General features: G+C 75.1%; 15 protein-coding genes. 8 read left to right on the top strand and 7 right to left on the bottom strand.

The genetic code is table 11. The features are described 5' to 3' along the window. The 4 genes from IEY96_RS32545 to IEY96_RS09030 form a co-directional block, all read right to left on the bottom strand. On the bottom strand, window positions 1–1,498 hold a 1,498-nt coding region (locus tag IEY96_RS32545; protein ID WP_229791482.1), incomplete at its 3' end, for a thioesterase II family protein. After that, window positions 1,495–4,950 carry an AMP-binding protein gene (locus IEY96_RS09040; protein WP_229791481.1) on the bottom strand — a complete coding sequence of 1,152 codons (3,456 nt, stop codon included), beginning with the start codon at window positions 4,948–4,950 and terminating at the stop codon, window positions 1,495–1,497. The genes IEY96_RS32545 and IEY96_RS09040, both read right to left, overlap by 4 nt. A 337-nt stretch (window positions 4,951–5,287) precedes the next feature. Further along, window positions 5,288–5,683 carry a DUF2267 domain-containing protein gene (locus IEY96_RS09035; RefSeq protein WP_189194358.1) on the bottom strand — a complete coding sequence of 132 codons (396 nt, stop codon included), beginning with the start codon at window positions 5,681–5,683 and terminating at the stop codon, window positions 5,288–5,290. Window positions 5,684–5,872: 189 nt separating this feature from the next. Beyond that, window positions 5,873–6,271, bottom strand: coding sequence for an NUDIX hydrolase (locus tag IEY96_RS09030; protein WP_189194357.1), 399 nt, complete (start codon window positions 6,269–6,271; stop codon window positions 5,873–5,875). A 140-nt stretch (window positions 6,272–6,411) separates the two neighbouring features. Between IEY96_RS09030 and IEY96_RS09025 the strand changes: the two genes are divergently transcribed. From IEY96_RS09025 to IEY96_RS09015, 3 genes are all read left to right on the top strand, one after another. Next, window positions 6,412–6,804, top strand: a complete 393-nt coding sequence (locus IEY96_RS09025; RefSeq protein WP_229791480.1) for a dihydrofolate reductase family protein — start codon at window positions 6,412–6,414, stop codon at window positions 6,802–6,804. A 58-nt stretch (window positions 6,805–6,862) separates the two neighbouring features. After that, entirely contained in the window at window positions 6,863–9,004 is a 2,142-nt protein-coding gene (locus IEY96_RS09020) for a molybdopterin-containing oxidoreductase family protein (protein WP_189194356.1), read from the top strand. Window positions 9,005–9,096: 92 nt separating this feature from the next. Further along, the gene (locus tag IEY96_RS09015; RefSeq protein WP_189194355.1) at window positions 9,097–9,801 is read left to right on the top strand and encodes a CBS domain-containing protein; all 705 of its coding nucleotides are present in this window, start codon (window positions 9,097–9,099) and stop codon (window positions 9,799–9,801) included. Between the two features lie 46 nt (window positions 9,802–9,847). Here the strand turns inward: IEY96_RS09015 and IEY96_RS09010 are convergent, their stop codons facing one another. Genes IEY96_RS09010 through IEY96_RS09000 form a run of 3 tightly spaced genes read right to left on the bottom strand, consistent with a single transcriptional unit; the run spans window position 9,848 to window position 13,070 of the window. Beyond that, window positions 9,848–11,218, bottom strand: a complete 1,371-nt coding sequence (locus IEY96_RS09010) for an MGH1-like glycoside hydrolase domain-containing protein (protein ID WP_229791479.1) — start codon at window positions 11,216–11,218, stop codon at window positions 9,848–9,850. Further along, complete coding sequence (locus IEY96_RS09005; RefSeq protein WP_189194354.1) at window positions 11,215–12,033, bottom strand: sugar phosphate isomerase/epimerase family protein; 819 nt, start codon at window positions 12,031–12,033, stop codon at window positions 11,215–11,217. The genes IEY96_RS09010 and IEY96_RS09005 overlap by 4 nt, the downstream gene beginning before the upstream one ends. Then, window positions 12,033–13,070 carry a zinc-binding dehydrogenase gene (locus IEY96_RS09000; RefSeq protein WP_189194353.1) on the bottom strand — a complete coding sequence of 346 codons (1,038 nt, stop codon included), beginning with the start codon at window positions 13,068–13,070 and terminating at the stop codon, window positions 12,033–12,035. Before IEY96_RS09000 ends, IEY96_RS09005 begins: the two co-directional genes overlap by 1 nt. A 118-nt stretch (window positions 13,071–13,188) precedes the next feature. On the opposite strand from IEY96_RS09000, the gene IEY96_RS08995 reads away from it, so the two are divergent. The 5 genes from IEY96_RS08995 to IEY96_RS08975 are packed head-to-tail and all read left to right on the top strand — an operon-like array spanning window position 13,189 to window position 17,692. Beyond that, entirely contained in the window at window positions 13,189–14,580 is a 1,392-nt protein-coding gene (locus IEY96_RS08995) for an ABC transporter substrate-binding protein (protein WP_189194352.1), read from the top strand. Further along, window positions 14,577–15,539 (top strand): carbohydrate ABC transporter permease, encoded by a 963-nt coding sequence (locus tag IEY96_RS08990; RefSeq protein WP_189194351.1) that lies wholly within the window; start codon window positions 14,577–14,579, stop codon window positions 15,537–15,539. Before IEY96_RS08995 ends, IEY96_RS08990 begins: the two co-directional genes overlap by 4 nt. After that, window positions 15,539–16,405, top strand: a complete 867-nt coding sequence (locus IEY96_RS08985) for a carbohydrate ABC transporter permease (RefSeq protein WP_189194350.1) — start codon at window positions 15,539–15,541, stop codon at window positions 16,403–16,405. The genes IEY96_RS08990 and IEY96_RS08985 overlap by 1 nt, the downstream gene beginning before the upstream one ends. A 35-nt stretch (window positions 16,406–16,440) precedes the next feature. Next, window positions 16,441–17,043 carry a phosphoesterase PA-phosphatase gene (locus IEY96_RS08980; RefSeq protein WP_189194349.1) on the top strand — a complete coding sequence of 201 codons (603 nt, stop codon included), beginning with the start codon at window positions 16,441–16,443 and terminating at the stop codon, window positions 17,041–17,043. A 43-nt stretch (window positions 17,044–17,086) separates the two neighbouring features. Further along, the gene (locus IEY96_RS08975; RefSeq protein WP_189194348.1) at window positions 17,087–17,692 is read left to right on the top strand and encodes a class I SAM-dependent methyltransferase; all 606 of its coding nucleotides are present in this window, start codon (window positions 17,087–17,089) and stop codon (window positions 17,690–17,692) included. Window position 17,693: the final 1 nt, after the last annotated feature.

The following is a 17,693-nucleotide window of genomic DNA, read 5'->3' as shown; positions in this document are numbered from 1 at the left end:
CCGCCAGCAGCGCCGCCTCCACCGGGTTCAGCGCCAGCGGGGGCCGACCGGGGCGCAGCACGGTCCGGTCCCGGACCGCGAGGTGCGGGCGCAGCACCGGCGGCCACCACCGGCGGACGGCCAGGTCGGCGCCGATCCGCTGGGCGTACGCGGCGAGCGCCCAGGACTCGAACCAGACCCAGCGCCGGCGGGTGAGCCGCGCGCCGGGGCGGATCCGGACGGTCTCCGGCTGGTCGGGGTCGACGGTCACCCAGCAGCTCGGGCCGAAGAAGCCGACCGTCTCGTTCTTGCCGCAGTAGCGCTGCCAGTACTTGAGCAGCGCCCGCTCCCGGTCCCGCCGCCGCACGTTGCGGGCCGCGTCGGCGCCGCCGCGGACCAGCCCGTCGAGCGCGACCAGCGCGCCCCGGTTCTGCCAGGTGACGGCCTCGCGCAGCAGCGGGTCGGCGGCGAGCTCGCTGAGCCGCTCGGCGGCGGCGCGGACCGCCTCGTCGAACTCCTTGTCGTACCGGTCCTGGCCGGCGCCGGTGGCGAGCAGCTCGTCGGCCGCCGCGGCGGCCCGGGGCGCGGAGAACAGGTCCAGGCCGTCGGCCGGGAAACCGGTGGTCCGCAGGATGGCGTCGCGCCACACCGACCAGGCGGTGTCGCCGAGCGGCACCCGGTGCGCGCCGCCGGCGGTCCCGCGACCGGCGGCGCGCCCCGGGAGACCGTGCGCGACCGACCCGTCGACGAGGTCGGTGCCGCGACCGTCGGCGCGGGTGGTCTCGGCGTCGAGCGCCGCGGTCAGGTCGGCGCGGACGAGCGCGAGCAGCTCGGGGAGCTGGTCGTGCAGGAAGAAGTGGCCGCCGGCCAGCTCGTGCAGGGTGAACCCGGCGGCGGTGTGCGCGGCCCAGGCGGCGTTCTGCTCGTGGGTGACCGCCCGGTCGTCCCGGCCGCTGAACGCGACGATCGGCAGCGGCAGCGGCTCGCCGGGCACGTACCGGTAGCCGTCCACCCGGCCGAAGTCGGCCCGCAGCAGCGGCAGCAGCAGCTCCACCAGCTCCGGGTGGTCGAACAGCTCGGCGGGGAGGCCGCCGCCGTCGGCGAGGCGGCGCAGCAGCTCCTCGTCGTCGGCGCGGGACAGCCCGTCGAAGAGGCCGGGCGCGGTGACGTGCGGGGCGCGGGCGCCGCCGACGTAGAGCCGCACCGGCAGCGGGCGGCCGGTCCGGCGCAGCTCCCGGACCACCTCGAAGCCGAGCCGGCCGCCCATCGAGTGGCCGTAGAGGGCGTACGGGCGGTCGGCCCGGGCGGCGATCGCCTCGGCCACCTCGGCGACGTCGAAGCGCGGATCCTCGTTGATCCGGTTCTCCCGGCCGGGCAGCTGCACCGGGAGCACCTCGACGTCCGGCCCGATTCCCTCCTGCCAGCGCCGGAACGCGCTCGCGCCGGCGCCGGCGTAGGGCAGGCAGAACAACCGCACCGGCGCCTGGGGTCGGCTTCCGGCGGAGACGAACCAGTTCACCGCGGACCTTTCTGCACGGGGTCGATCCAGTACCGCTGGCGCTGGAACGGGTAGGTGGGCAGGCCGGTGCGCCGGACCGTGCCCTCGGGATGCAGGACGTCCCAGTCGACGTCCCGCCCGGCGACCCAGTCGGCCGCCAGCTCGCGCAGCGGGCCACCCTCGCCCGCGACCCGGGCGTCGGTGTCGAGCAGCGCGTCCAGTCCGCCCAGCGCGCCGGGCAGGTCGGCGGCGACAACCGCGGCCCGGTGGGCGAAGGCCCGCCGGCCGAGCGCCAGGGTGGCGGCCACCTCGGGCAACGCCGGGGCGTCGCCGGCGAGGTGGGCCCGCAGCCGGGCCAGCGCGGCCCGCAGCGCCGCCGGAGTACGCGCCGACACCGGCAGCAGCCACGGCCCGTCGCCGGGCAGGCGGGCGGGGTCGGCCGGCGGCGGCTGCTCCACCACGACGTGCGCGTTGGTGCCGCCCAGGCCGAAGGCGCTGACCCCGGCCACCCGGCGCGGCCCCTCGGGCCAGTCCCGTGCCTTGGTGGGCACGTAGAACGGGCCGGCGGCCAGGTCGATCTCCGGGTGCGGCCGGGTGAAGTGCAGGTTCGGCGGGATCACCCCGTGCCGCACGGCAAGCACCGCCTTGATGAGCCCGGCGATCCCGGCGGCGGCGTCGAGGTGGCCGATGTTGGTCTTCACCGAGCCGAGCGCGCAGGTCTCGGCGGGTGCGGCGCCGGCGTACACCTCGTGCAGCGCGGCGACCTCGATGGCGTCGCCGAGCGGCGTGCCGCTGCCGTGCCCCTCGACCAGGCCGACCTCGCCGGGGGCGACCTCGGCGGTGGCCAGCGCGTTGGCCACCGCGGCGGCCTGGCCGCCCGGCCCCGGCACGGCGAAGCCGGCCCGGTCGGCGCCGTCGTTGGTGACCGCCCAGCCGGGCAGGACGGCGTAGATCCGGTCGCCGTCGGCCTGGGCGTCGGCGAGCCGGCGCAGCGCGACGACCCCGACACCGGAGCCGAAGCCGGAGCCGTTGGCGCCCTCGTCGAAGGCGCGGCACCGGCCGTCCGGGGACGCCAGGCCGCCCGGGGTGTGCCGGTGCCGGGGCCAGGTGACGGTCACCCCGCCGGCCAGGGCGAGGTCGCACTGGTAGTCGGCGAGGCTCTGCGCGGCGAGGCAGACCGCGACCAGCGAGCTGGAGCAGGCGCTCTGCACGGCCAGGGCGGGCCCGGTGAGCCCGAGCCGGTAGGCGACCTGACCGGGCAGGTGATCGGTGAACTGCCGGCCGATCAGCCGGGCCTCCCAGTCGTCCGGGTCGACGTCGCCCACCACGGCCGGGTTGTCCATGAGGTGGAACAGGAAGTACCGGTTGGCGGAGGTGGCCGAGTAGACCCCGACCAGGCCGGGGAAGCGGTCCGGGTCGTGCCCGGCGTCCTCCAGGGCCTCCCAGGCGGTCTCCAGGAAGAGCCGGTGCTGCGGGTCGGTCCGGGCTGCCTCGTCGGCGCCGAACGAGAAGAACCCGGCGTCGAAGTCGGCCACCCCGTCGAGCCGGCCGACGGCCCGCACGTGCCGGGGGTCCGCGCGCAGCCCCGGCCCGACGCCGAGGGCGGCCAGCTCCTCGTCGGTGTGCTCGTGGATCGAGTCGACCCCGGTGCACAGGTTCCACCAGAAGGTCGCCACGTCCGGCGCGCCGGGGAAGCGGCCGGCCAGGCCGACCACGGCGATCTCGTCACCGGTGTACTCGCGGGCCGCGGCGGCGGGCACGGCCGGCGCGGGCAGCACCGCGGCACGGACCGCGTCGGGCGGGGCGTCGAGCAGCGCCGCCTGGGCAGCCACCGTGGGGTGGTCGAAGAGGCGCAGCAGGGGCAGGCGCACGCCGAACCGCTCGGCGAGCCGCTGCTGCACCTGGCCCAGCAGCAGGGACTGCCCGCCGACGTCGAAGAAGCTGTCGGTGCGGCCGACCGCCGGGCGGCCGAGCACGGCGCACCAGATGTCGTGCACGACCCGCTCGGTGTCGGTGGCGGGCACGTCCCCGGCCGGCGCCTGGGCCGCCGGGTCGGGCAGCGCCCGCTCGTCGATCTTGCCGGTGACGGTGAGCGGGAACTCGTCGAGCAGCACGACCGCGCGGGGCAGCGCGTACCCGGGCAGCGCGGCGGCGAGCGCGGCGCCGAGCACGGCGGGGTCGGGACGCTCACGGGCCGGGCGGGCGTACGCCAGCAGCTCGCCGTCGCGGGCGATGGCGCGTACCCCGGCCACGCCGGGCTGGGCCGCGAGCACGGCCTCGATCTCGGTCAGCTCGACGCGGTGCCCGCGCACCTTGACCTGCCGGTCGAGCCGGCCGAGGCAGACCAGCTCACCGCCGGGCAGCCGCCGGCCGAGGTCGCCGGTGCGGTACGACCGCACCCCGTCGGCGTCCAGGGTGAACCGGTCGCTGTCCTGGTTGAGGTAGCCGGGGGCGAGGTGCCGGCTGCGGACCACCAGCTCGCCGGTGTCCGGGGCGAGGTCCACCTGGTAGCCGGGGAAGGCGGTGCCGATCGGCAGCGGACCGGCGGCGGCCGGGTCCACGGTGGACAGGGTCAGTTCGTGCCGGGCCACGAAGGTCATCTCGGTGGCGCCGTAGCCGTTGACCAGCCGGCAGTCGGGGGCGAACCGATCCCGGCCCCGGACCGCGTCCGCGTACGTGGCCTGCTCGCCGCCGAGCAGCACCACCCGGACCGCGTCGAGACGGCGTTCGCCGAGGGTGTCCAGCAGGTAGCGGTAGACGGTGGGCGTGCAGTGCAGCACGGTGGCCCGGTGCCGGTCGAGCTGCTCGACGGCGTGGGCGAGCCCCTGCCGGCGCAGGTCGACCGGGACCACGGCGGCGCCGGTGAGCAGCGCCGGGTAGAGGTCGGGGATGGCGGCGTCGAAGCTGAACGAGGCGAGCAGGCTGAGCCGGTCGGTCGGGCCGATCGCCAGCGCGGCGATCTGGTTGTCGACGACGTGCGCCAGGTTGCGGTGGGTCTGCCCGACGGCCTTGGGCACCCCGGTGGAGCCCGAGGTGAACAGCACGTACGCCAGCGCGTCGGGGTCGACCGGGACGGGCCGCAGCGGGGCGGGCGGCACCTGGTCGAGCGGCACCACGGTCCGCCCGTCGGCGAGTGCCCGGGCCAGCTCGCGGTGCTCGGCGGCGCAGGCGACGGCGGTGACCCCGGCGGCGGCGAGCATGTGGCGCAGCCGGTCGACCGGGAAGCCCGGGTCCAGCGGCACGTACGCGCACCCGGCGGCGAGGGCGCCGAGCAGCGCCGCGACGGTCGGGGCGCCGTGCGCGGTGAGCAGGGCGATCCGGTCGCCGGGTCGGACGCCGGCGGCGACGAGCGCGGCGGCGTGCCCCCCGGCTGCCCCGGCCAACTCGGCGTAACCGACCTCGTGGGTCTCACCGAGCAGAGCCGGACGTTCACCGTGATGCGCCGCGACCTCGCCGAAACGATTGATGATCATCGGCTGTGCCATGTCAGCGGGCTGATGTTTCCCCGTGGACGGCAGGCGCGCAGCGTTCGGTGATTGTGATCATGATCCCCCCCAGGACTTCACACTGGAGGCAGAATAAAGCTCAATCTCTCGATGGAGAGCGCATCGACGCAGGTCGAGCCGAAGGGATGACGGCACGTGGAACCTCGGGCGAAGGAATTCGTCCGATCATCCCCCTAGCGCGTAGACGATTTACCGCGTAAGCGTCTACTCGCGAGTTATTTTACGGTGAAAATACTTCCCGGCCGTGGAATTTCCGCCGCACGGCCCCTTTGCCGCAGCTCAACCCGGGTCGCGGGGAGCCTGCCTACACATCGTACGGTGGGCGCGGGATCGGGTCGACCATCGCGTCGAATCCCTTGGGGAGCTGCGCCACGAGATCCTGGAACTCGCCGACCGTGACCGCGTCGCGCAGGGTGGCGAGGACCGCCCGGGCCCCGACCTCGGCGACCGCCGGGTCCACGCCGGCCCGCTCCGCGACCCGGTACAGGAAGGCGACCGCGCCGCCGGTCGCGCCGCCCTCGCCGGGCCCCACCAGGTAGCTGCCCACCTCGTCCGGCAGCTGCGCGGCGAGGTCCGCCGACTCGGTGGCGGTGATCCGCTCGGCGAGGGTCTGCAACACCGCCCGCGAGATCGTGGCGGCCTGCTCGGTGGGCAGTTCGGCGCGGCGGGACACCGCCTCGACGAATCGGGGAAACCGCACAGCCGCACTCCTGTCGTCGCCGGCCGCCGCCGGATGTCCGACCCGCCCGCGCCTCGCGGCCCGGGACGTCGCGCCCGCGGTTACCCGCACCCGACGGCGGCAAACAGCCGATCGGCCACCGGCACGCCCCACCGTCCTCCGCCGGGGCGCTGCGCGCCCTGGCCCGGCTGCTGCCCGACCGAGCGGAGGTCAGCGCAGCGCGCCGAGGGCCCGGAAGTGGTCGAAGATGAGCTGGTCCACCGGCGAGACCCGGTCCCGGTCGGCGTAGCCGAGCCAGGCCAGCTCCGCGATCTCGCTCGCCGGCCGCAGCGTGCCCCGGTAGTCGGCGGCGTAACAGGTCATCCGGACCAGCGTGCCGGCGCCGTGGCCGTGGGCCTGCGCGGTGAAGACCCCGACCGGGACGGCGGACTCCGGCACGACGGCCACGGCCAGCTCCTCGGCGATCTCCCGGACCAGGGTCGCCAGGTCGCTCTCACCGGCCTCCCGCTTGCCGCCCGGCAGGTACCAGACGTCCTTGCCCCGGGACCGGGTGCTCAGCACCCGGCCGTCCTCGATCCGGATCCAGGCGACCTTGTCGATCTCGGACACCGTGCTCCTCGGGCCTCGGGGGTGTGATCGGGACTGACCTTACGCGCGACCCGCCGTCCGGGTTTGCCGCCGTAGCACGGCCGGGCACTACCGCCGTGACGCTCGGGACGTCGTGCGCCGACGCGGGACGGAGTGGCCGGATGGGGTGGCTGGGGAAACTGCTGGGCAGGCCGGATTCGGCGCGGCAGGACGTTGCCGAGCTGTTGACCACGCACAGCCTGTTCCGGACCACGACCGAGACGGTCGGGCTGGACGACCACGAGACCGTCCGGCGGTGGTTGCGGGACCTCGACCCGGATCTCGGGCAACAGGTGCACATCCGCCGGCCGTGGGGGGTGATCGCCGCGGTGAGCGACCACCGCGACCCGGTCGGTGTCGTCATGCAGGAGCCGGACGGCCGGGCCTGGGGCGCCTACGTACCGGGCGCCGATCGCCGGGAACACCTGACGCCCGAGCAGGTCGAGGACGTGATGCTCGCCGCGCTGACCTCGACCGGACGGCCCGACGGGCCGGACTGGCGGCCGATCCGGTGATCCGCCCGGCCGCCGCGGCGGGAACCGCGCCGGCGCTGCGGCTCGGTAGGCTCGCCGCATGGCCAGCACCACCCACCCCGGCGCCTGCCCGCTGGACTGCCCGGACACCTGCGTCTGGCAGCTCACGGTCTCCGACGGCAGGGCCGTCGCGCTGCGCGGCGACCGCGACCACCCGTTCACCAGGGGCGCGCTCTGCGGCAAGGTCAACCGCTACCTCGACGCCGTCAACGGCCCCGACCGGCTGACCACGCCCTACGTCCGCACCGGCCCGAAGGGCGCCGGGCAAGTCGCGTACCGGCCGGCGAGCTGGGCGGAGGCGGTCGAGCGGGTGGCCGCCGGGCTGCGCGCCAGCATCGAGCGGGACGGCCCGGAGGCGGTGCTGCCCTACTACTTCGCCGGCACCATGGGGCACGTGCAGGGCTGGACGATGGGCCAGCGGCTCTTCGCCCACCTGGGCGCGTCCCGGCTGGACACCACCATCTGCACGGGCGCGGCCCGGGCCGCGCTGCGCTCGATCTACGGCAGCTCCATCGGCTTCGAGCCGGAGTCGATCGTGGCGGCGAAGCTCATCGTGCTCTGGGGCGCCAACCCGCTCGCCACCAACCTGCACCTGTGGCCGTTCGTGCAGCAGGCCCGGGAGCGCGGCGCGTACCTGGTCACCATCGACCCCCTGCGCACCGACACCGCGGCCCGCAGCGACGAGCACCTCGCCCCGCTGCCCGGCACCGACGCGGCGCTCGCCCTCGGCCTGATGCGGCACGTGCGCGACGCCGGGGCGGCCGACGAGGCGTGGCTGGCCGCGCACACCGTCGGCTGGCCCGAGCTGAGCGCCCGGCTCGACGAGTGGCCGGTGGAGCGGGCCGCCGCCGAGTGCGGGCTGCCCGTCGAGGCGCTCCGCCGGCTCGGCGACCGGATCGCCACCACCCGCCCCACCGCCGTCCGGGTCGGCCTGGGCCTGCAACGGCACCACGGCGCCGGCCAGGCGATCCGGGCGATCTGCGCGCTGCCGCTGGTCACCGGCGACTTCCGGTACCCGGGCGGCGGCGCCCTGGTGTCGACCAGCGGGCACCACCCGATCGACGAGGACCCGGTGGTCCGGCCGCCCGGCATGCCGGCCCCGCCGGCCCGGTCGGTGAACATGAGCCGGCTGGCGACCGTGCTCACCGGGGAGGCCGACCCGCCGGTGACGTCGCTGGTGGTGTTCAACGCCAACCCGGCCGCCACCGCCCCGGACCAGAACCGGCTCCTCGCCGGCCTGCGCCGCGCCGACCTGTTCACGGTCGTGCTGGAGCAGCGCTGGACCGACACCTGCGACTACGCCGACGTGGTGCTGCCGGCCACCATGCAGCCCGAGCACCTCGACCTGCACTCCTCCTACGGCCACCACTACACGACGCTGAACCTGCCGGTCACCCGCGCGCCCGGGGAGGCGCTGCCGAACACCGAGATCTTCCGGCGGATCGCCGCCGCGCTCTGCCTCGACCATCCCCGGTTCTCCGACACCGACGAGGACCTGGCCCGGCAGTTGCTGGCCGGCACGCCGGTCAGCTTCGAGGAGCTGCGCGAGCGGACGTACGCCCGGACCACCGGCGTGCCGGTCGGCGCCGCCCCGTTCGCCGACGGCGGCTTCCGCACCCCGGACGGCCGGGCCCGGCTGCACGACCCGGCGCTGGCCCGGCTCGGGGTGGACCCGCTGCCCGGGCACACCCCGCCGGTGGAGGCCGCCGATCCCGAGCTGGCCCGCCGGTTCCCGCTCGTGCTGCTCGCCCCGGCCGGCCGGTTCCTCATGAACTCCACCTTCGCCTCGCTGCCCTGGCACACCCGGCGGACCGGGCCGCCCCGGGTGCACCTGCACCCGGACGACGCGGCGGCGCGCGGTCTCGCCGACGGCGACGCGGTGCGCGTGCACAACGACAGGGGCGCGTTCCTCGCGGCGGTCGCCGTGGACGAGGCGACCCGGCCGGGGCTGGCCTTCACCTACAAGGCGTACTGGGCGCGGCTGAGCCCGGGGCGGTCCACCGTCAACGCGGTCACCGCGGTCCGCGACACCGACCTGGGCGAGGCGCCCACGTTCCACGACTGCCGGGTCGAGGTCGAGCCGGTGCCGGCCGAGCTGCTGACGCCCGAGCCGCCCGCGGACACGGCCACCGTGCCGGCGCCGGCCTCACCCGCCGACGCGGCGGCCGTACCGGCCGGCTGAGCCGGGACTTCCGGCCCGCCGGCAGGGTCCGTGCGCCCCTGCGCGCGACCGCCTCCCGTCCGTAGCGTCAGGAGCGGAAGAGGGAGGTCGCCATGCGTACGTGGCAGGTGCAGGACGTGATGACCACCGACGTCGCGACGGTACGGGAGGGCACGGCGTACCGGGAGATCGTCGACGTGCTGACCGGCCGGCACGTCACGGCGGTGCCGGTGGTGGACGGGGCGGGGCGGGTCCTCGGAGTGGTCTCCGAGGCGGACCTCATGTACAAGGTGGAGCTTCAGGGGCAGCCGCAGCAGCGGCGGATCCTGCCCGACCGGCACCGGCGGGAGGCGCGGGCGAAGGCCGGCGCGACCCTGGCCGCCGACCTGATGACCGCTCCCCCGGTCACCGTCACGCCGGACGCGTCGCTGGTGGAGGCGGCCCGGACCATGGACGCCCGGGGTGTGAAGCGGCTGCCGGTGGTCGACGACCTGGGCCGGCTCGTCGGCATCGTGACGCGCGGCGACCTGCTCAAGGTGCACCTGCGGCCGGACGCCGACATCCGGCGCGACGTCTGCGACGAGGTGCTGCGCCGCACCCTCGGTGTGCCCGACGGCGTCGTGGACGTGACCGTGCACGGCGGCGTCGTCACCCTCACCGGGCAGCTCGACCGCTGGTCCACGGTGCGCCTGGCGCTGCGGCTGGCCCGGCAGGTCAGCGGCGTGGTCGAGGTGGTCGACGCGCTCGGCTACGCGATCGACGACGCGCCGATGGCCGCGCTGCGGGCCGGTGGCGCGACCCCCGCCGGCATCGCCTGAGTCCGGCCGGCCCGCCGGCGTCGCCGTCCCGGGCGACGCCGGCGGCTCAGCTCTCGGCGAGGACGTCCAGCACCAGCGCGGCCGTCCAGCTGAACGCCGGTGACCCGAGCCCCGCCCCGGTGTCCGGGTGGAAGTACTCGTGACAGCCGGCCGCGTCGACCAGGTCCAGCATGGACTCACGGAGCCCGGCGGCCAGGTCGGCGCGGCGGTAGGTGCGCAGCCCCTGCCACAGGACCCAGCTCGTGTTCAGCCAGCTCGGGCCGCGCCAGTAGCGCAGCGGCTCGAAGTCCGGCGCGGTGCGGTCGTGGGTGGGCAGCGGGCGGTCCATCCGGGCGGCCAGACCGAACCGGGGCGAGCACGCCTCGGCGAGCACCGCCCGCACCTGGCGGGCCGGCAGGTCGGGCAGGATCAGCGGCATCAGCCCGAGCACCGTCCGGGCCGGGACGAGCCGGTCGGCCCGGACGTCGCGCGGGCGGAAGGTCCCGGTGACCGGGTCGAAGAGCCGCTCGACCAGGGCCTGCGTGATCCGCGCCGCGCGGTCCCGGTGCGGCCCCGGGTCGGCGCCGACCACGGCGGCGATCCGCGCGAGGGCCTGCTCGGAGATCCCGAGCGCCGCGTTGAGCAGCGGGCACTCCACAAGGAACGGATGCCGGCCGAGCAGGCCGTCGTCCCGGTAGCGGCCCGCCCGGTAGGTGTCCACGAGCGCGACGTAGCGCGCGTAGTCGAGGTCGGTGGGGCGGTGCGCCGCGTCGGCGTGCGCGGTGTCGTGCCGGCGGTACGCCCGCATCACCGCCTCGTCGGCGGGCACCGCGGCCATCGGGGCGTCCCAGGCGGGGCTGTTGTCCAGGCCGGACTCCCACGGGTGCACGATGGCGGCCAGCCCGCCCCCGCCCACGTCCCGCCGGCCGGTCAGGTAGCGCTGCTGGGCGACCAGCCGCGGGTAGAGCCAGCGCAGCGCCGCCACCGACGCCTCGGAGGGCGCGCGGCGATGCACGAGCCAGGCGGCCGGGGCGTGCACCGGCGGCTGGACGATCCCCGAGGTGGCCGCCGCCGGGGCGCCGTCGGCCCGGGCCGAGTCCCAGAACTCGGGCCCGGGGAAGTAGGCGCCGGCCCGCAGCGCCGGGTTGAACACGATGTGCGGCACCCGCCCGTCGGCCCACTGCGCGGCGAACAGGGTGCGCAGCTCCCGCCAGGCCCGGTCGGGGCGGGCGTGCACCAGCCCGACCGCGATGAACGCCGAGTCCCAGCTCCACTGGTGCGGGTAGAGGGTGCGGGACGGGACGGTGTGGTCGTGCTCCCAGTTGGCGTCCAGCGTGGCCAGCGCGAGCCGGCGCAGCCGGGCGGCCCGCTCGGCGTCGGCGCGGCCGGGGCCGCCGGCCCGCACCCCGGCCGTGCCGCCGGGGACACCGGTGGTCACGCCGCCGCCCGCCGTGGCCCGGCCTGGTTGAGGACGGTGGCGGCCTGGCGCAGGGCGGCGACCGGTTCGCCGCGCAGCCGGCACTCCAGCGCCAGCCAGCCGGGGTAGCCGATCCCGTCCAGGGTGGCCAGCAGCGCCGGCCAGTCCAGGTGCCCGGCCCCCGGCTGGTAGCGGTTGGAGTCGCTGACCTGCACGTGCCCCAGGTACGGCGTGGCCGCGCGGAGCGCCGCGCAGGCGTCGTCCTCCTCGATGTTCATGTGGTAGGTGTCGGCCACCACCCGCACCGAGGGCAGGCCGACGGCGCGGCACAGGGCGACCGCCTCGTCGAGCCGGTTGACCATGTGGTCCTCGTACCGGTTGAGGGGTTCCAGGAAGAGGGTGACCCCCTCGGCGCGGGCGTGCTCGCCCAGCTCGCCCAGGGCGTCGACGAGCACCTGCCGGTCGCCCTCGGGCGGGCGGGGCGGCTCGAACGGCGGCAGCCGGCGGGAGAACATCCCCCAGGCGGCCGGGGTCATGGCGCCGATCCCGCCGAGCTCGGCGATCACCGAGAGCTGGGAGCGCAGGTTGCGCACCGCGTCGCGGGAGCGCGCGGGGTCGAAGTCACCGATGAAGTGGTCCATCTCGACGCAGACGGTCGGCATGACCACGCCCTCGGCGCGGGCGCGGCGCAGCTCCGGCAGCCGCCGGGCGAGGGCCAGGTCGCCCCGGCCGCGCAGCTCGATGCCCTGGTAGCCGAGGGAGACGGCGAGGGCGTACTTCTCGGACAGGCCGGCGCCGGGGAGCAACTGCTCCTGGCAGGCGAGTGGGATGGTCATCAGAACCTCAGTACGACTTGGAGGACGTCACCGTCACCGCGGTCGAGCAACGCCAGCGCGTCGGCCACCGCGCCCGCGTCGACGACGTGGCTCACCAGCGGCAGCGGGTCGACGCTGCCCTCGGCCACCAGCTCCATGAAGGTGTGGGCGATCCGGGTCCCGGTCCACCGGCCGGCCGTGCCGGGTGCCGGGGCGGGCCCGGAGATCTGCGCCGCCACCAGCTGGATCCGGTTGTGGTGGAACTCCTCGCCGAGTCCCAGCCCGTGGGCGTACCCCTGGTAGAAGCCGGCGGCCACGACGCGGCCGGCGTGGGCGGTGGCGCGGATGGCCTCGTGCAGCGCCGGGTACGACCCGGACAGCTCCAGGCAGACGTCCGCGCCGCGGCCGCCGGTGGCCGCGTGCAGCGCGGCGGCGGCGGAGTCGACGGCGGCGTCGACGACCCGGCGGGCGCCGAGCCGGGTGGCGTGCGCGAGTCGGTCCGGCACCCGGTCGACGGCCACCACCCGGGCTCCGGACAGCACGGCGAGGCGGGTGCCGAGCAGCCCGATCACCCCCTGCCCGAAGACACCGACCCAGTCGCCGAGGTGCAGGTCGCCGGCGAGCACGGCGGTCAGGGCGATGGCGCCCGGGCGGGCGAAGACGGCGGTCAGGGGGTCGAGGCCGGGGGCGAGCGGGGTGACCGCGCCGGATGCCAGCACGGCCTCCGCGCGGTGCCCCCAGATGCCCCAGACGACCTGGCCGGGCCGGCGGTCGGCGACGTCGGCGGCGACCTCGACGATCTCGCCGACCTCCTCGTAGCCGAAGCCCACAACCGGGTACGCGGGCGCGGCCTGCCGGGGCACGAACATCCGGGTAGCGTCGTCCCAGTCCTTGCTGAGCCGGGGATTGCTGCCCCGGTAGAGGGTCAGCTCGGTGCCGGCGGAGATCCCGGAGTAGCAGGTGCGGACGCGGACCTGGCCCGGGCCGAGCGGGTCCGGGGGGCAGGGCTCCAGGCTCACCCGCCGGGGCCCGGCCAGAGAGACAACCCAGTTGGCCATGGCGTCGCTCCGAGGAAAGTGCCGGACCCGATTCTAAACGAAATATTGGTAAATGTCTTGTAAACGATCAATCGAAGGCGTTAAATCCCTGATGTACCCTTCGAGAGGAGTGCCACCGATGCCATCACCCTCGATGCGGATCCTCGCCCCCACCCTGATCATGGCACTTGCGGGGACAACCCTGCTGGCCTGCGGTGACGACGAGCCGAAATCCGACAGTTCCCAGATAACCGTGTGGAGCCTGGAAGACGTGGCGGACCGGGTGAACGCCACGAAGGCGATCATCGCGGACTACACCGCCAAGACCGGCGTCAAGGTCAACCTGGTCACCGTCAACGAGGACCAGTTCCCCTCCCTCATCGCCTCCAGCGCCGCCGCCGGCGACCTGCCCGACGTGGTCGGCTCGGTCTCCCTGGCCGGCGTGCGCACGCTGTCCGGCAACGACCTGCTCGAGCCGGACGCCAACAAGCGGGTCGTCGAGAAGCTCGGCCGGGACACCTTCTCCCCGCGCGCCCTCGAACTGACCAGCGAGGACGGCAAGCAGCTCGCCGTGCCCAGCGACGGGTGGGGCCAGCTGCTGGTCTACCGCAAGGACCTGTTCGCCGCGGCGGGCCTGCCCGCCCCCGACACGTACGAGAAGATCGCCGCCGCGGCGGCGAAGCTGAACACCGGCGGCGTCGCCGGCATCACCGCGGCGACCGCCCCGGGCGACGTCTTCACCCAGCAGACCTTCGAACACCTCGCGCTGGCCAACAACTGCCAGCTCACCGACGACGCCGGCAAGGTCACGCTGGACTCCCCCGAGTGCGTCGAGGCGTTCCGCTTCTACGGCGACCTGATGCGGAACAACTCGGTCAAGGGCGCGCAGGACGTGGACACCACCCGGGCCACCTACTTCGCCGGCAAGGCGGCCATGCTGATCTGGTCCCCGTTCATCCTCGACGAGCTGGCCGGGCTGCGGAACGACGCCAAGCCGACCTGCCCGCAGTGCCAGTCCGACCCGGCGTGGCTGGCGAAGAACAGCGGGTTCGTCACCGCCATCAAGGGCCCGAACGGCGCCGAGCCGGCCCAGTACGGCGAGATCAGCTCGTGGGCGGTGCTCGACGGCGCGAGCGACTCCGCGTCGTCCTTCGTGGAGTACATGCTCTCCGACGGTTACCCGCGCTGGTTCGGCATGTCCCCCGAGGGGCGCTTCCCGGTGCGCACCGGCACCGCGGAGGACAAGCAGAAGTTCCTCACCGCCTGGAACACCAGCCAGGCCGGCGTGGACCGCAAGCAGCCGCTGTCGGCCGTCTACGGCGAGGACGTGCTCGCCACCCTGCGCAGGAGCCCGGACACGTTCCAGCGCTGGGGGTTGACCCAGGGCCAGGGGAAGCTGGTCGGGGCGATCCTCGGTGAGCTGCCGGTGCCCAAGGCGCTCGCCGACGTGGTCGGCGGGAAGTCCGACGCCCGGGCCGCCGCCGAGCGGGCGAAGAAGGACGTCGACGCGATCGCCAAGGGCGTGAATTGACCACCACCGCGCCGGAGGCCGGCCGCTCCCCCACCGGGGAGCGGCCCCGCCGGCCCGGCCGACGCCCGCTCACCCTGCGCCGCCGCGAGTCCCGCGCCGGGCTCGCGCTGGTCACCCCCACCCTGCTCGTCGTGGTCGCGGTGATCGGCATCCCCATCGTCTGGACCGTGGTGCTGGCCTTCCAACGGGTACGCCTGGCGACCCTCCGCCGGACCGGCCTCTTCGGCGAGCTGACCCTGGACAACGTCGACCGGGTACTGCACACCCCGGGCTTCGCCGACACGCTGTGGACCACCGTCGTCTACAGCGCCGGCGGGACCGTCGGCTCGATCCTGGTCGGCCTCGTGGCGGCGCTCGTGGTCCGCCGCCCGTTCCGGGGCCGCACCATCGTCCGCGCGTCCATGCTGCTGCCGTACGTGGCGCCCGTGGTCGCCATGACGTTCGTCTGGCAGGTGATGCTCGACCCGCAGCTCGGCTTCGTCAACGACTGGGGCCGGCGGTTCCTCGGCTGGGACGCGCCCGTGCCGTTCCTGTCCCAGGAGTCCACCGCGCTCTGGACGGTCATCGCGTTCGAGGCGTGGCGCTACTTCCCGTTCGCCTTCCTGTTCCTGCTGGCCCGGCTCCAGGCCGTGCCGGGCGAGCTGGAGGAGGCCGCCCGGGTCGACGGGGCCACCCCGACCCAGCGCTTCCGGCACATCCTGCTGCCCCAGCTCATGCCGGTGATCGCGCTGATCGGCGTGCTCCGGTTCATCATGACCTTCAACAAGTTCGACGACGTCTACCTGCTCACCGGGGGTTCGGCCGGCACCGAGGTGGTCAGCGTCCGGGTCTACCAGTTCCTCACCGCGCGGACCGACATCGGCGCGGCGGCGGCGCAGGCCGTCGTGCTGGCCGTGGTGCTGATCGTCTTCGTCGCGATCTACCTGCGCTTCTTCGGCGGCCGACGGGAGGAGGCGTGATGGACCGGGACCGGATCGAGACGGTGAGCCTGCGCTGGCTGCGCCGGCTGGTGATCGCCGCCTTCCTGGTGGTCACCCTGCTGCCGTTCTGGTACATGCTGGTGCTCTCGGTACGCCCCATCGAGCGGCTGCTGCTCGACCCCGGGTCGCTGCTCGTGCCGTTCGGCGAGCTGACCGTCGCCACCTACGCCGAGGTGCTGAAGTCCGTGGAGGACGGCGGCCAGGGCTTCCTCACGTTCATCCGCAACAGCGGCGTCGTGGCGCTGGCCGCCACCGCGCTCACCCTGGTGATCGCCATCCCCGGCGCGTACGCGGTGTCCCGGCTGCGGTTCTTCGGCCGGCGGCAGGTCAGCGCGCTGTTCCTGGCGGTCTACCTGTTCCCGTCGATCGTCATCGCGATCCCGCTCTTCGTGGTCTTCACCCGGGCCGGGCTGCGCGGGTCGCTGGTCGGGCTGGTGCTGGTCTACATCTCGCAGACCCTGCCCGTCTCGGTCTACATGCTGAAGAACTACTTCGACACGATCCCGGTCAGCCTGGAGGAGTCCGCGGCCATCGACGGGGCCGGCCGGCTCGGCATCATCCGCCGCGTCAGCCTGCCGCTCGCCGCGCCGTCGGTGATGGCGGTCGCCCTCTACGACTTCATGATCGCCTGGAACGAGTTCCTCTTCGCGCTGCTCTTCCTGGTCGACCGGCCCAACCGGTGGACCGTCTCGCTGGGCCTGTCGCTGCTCTCCGACGGCGTCGAGGTGCCGAAGACGGTGCTGATGGCCGGCTCGGTGATCCTCACCCTGCCGATCGTGATCCTCTTCTTCGCGAGCGAGCGGCTGCTCACCGAGGGCCTCACCAGCGGCGCGGAGAAGGGCTAGTTGACCTTGGCGGACGGCTCCAGCAGGATGACCCGGTGCGGGCGACCCGGGAACCGACGGTCAGCGGGCGGCTGGCCCGGCTGATCACCGAGGTGCTCGCGCCGGGCGTCCTGGTGACCGCCCTGCCGCTGGTGGCGGCCGCCCGGGTCAGCCGCTCCCCGCAGCAGTTCCTGCTCTGGGGCGGCACGGCGCTGCTGTTCTGCGCGGTGATCCCGGTCGGCGTGATCGTCCACGGCGTACGCCGCGGCCGGCTCACCGACCGGCACGTCGGCGACCGTACCCAGCGGGCCCGCCCCCTGCTGACCGGCCTGGCCTCGGTGGCCGTCGGCACGGCCCTGCTGGCCGCGCTGCGCGCGCCCGCCGAACTGTTCGCCGTGATCGTGGTGATCTTCGTGGTCGGCGCGGCCTGCACGCTCGTGAACCACTGGTGGAAGCTGAGCATCCACGCCGCGGTCGCGGCCGCCACGACGGCCGTCCTGGTGCTCCTGTTCGGGCCCGCGCTGCACGTCGGCTGGCTGCTCGTGGCGGCGGTCGGCTGGTCCCGGGTGGTGCTGCGGGACCACACCTGGCCGCAGGTGGTGGCCGGCGCCCTCACCGGCGCCCCGCTCTCCGCCGGCGCGTTCGTCGCCCTCGGCTGAGGTTCCCCGGGCCCGGCCCCACAAGATCAGCTACCGTGGCGGCATGGGCAAGCCGACCCGCTGGGTGACCGAGACCAAACCGGGCCACTCGCAGTGGTACATCGACCGGTTCCGCCAGCTCGCCGCCGAAGGGGCGGACCTGGCCGGCGAGGCGCGGCTGCTGGACGCGCTCCTCCCGCCGGGCGCGCGGATCCTGGACGCCGGCTGCGGCACCGGCCGGGTGGCCGCCGCGCTGGCCGCCCGAGGGCACACCGTCGTGGGCGTCGACGCCGACCCGGCGCTGATCGACGCCGCCCGCGCCGACCACCCCGGCCCGCGGTTCCTGGTCGCCGACCTGGCCGAGCTGGACCTGGCCGCGCAGGGCGAGCCGGAGCCGTTCGACGCGGCCGTGGTGGCCGGCAACGTGATGGTGTTCGTCGCCCCCGGCACCGAGCGGGCGGTGCTGACCCGCGTCGCCGCGCACGTCCGCCCGGACGGCCTCGTGGTGGTCGGTTTCGGCACCGACCGCGGCTACCCGATCACCGAGCTGGACGCCGACGCGGTGGCCGCCGGGCTCCGCCTCGACCACCGCTTCGCCACCTGGGACCTGCGCCCCTGGCACGACGACGCGGAGTTCGCCGTGACCGTGTTCCGCAAGCCGGCCTCCTGAC

The sequence above is a fragment of the Micromonospora fulviviridis genome (assembly GCF_014648395.1).
Classification (GTDB): domain Bacteria; phylum Actinomycetota; class Actinomycetes; order Mycobacteriales; family Micromonosporaceae; genus Micromonospora; species Micromonospora fulviviridis.
The sequence above is the reverse complement of the archived record's forward strand: the minus strand, read 5'-3'. Positions and strand labels throughout refer to the sequence as shown.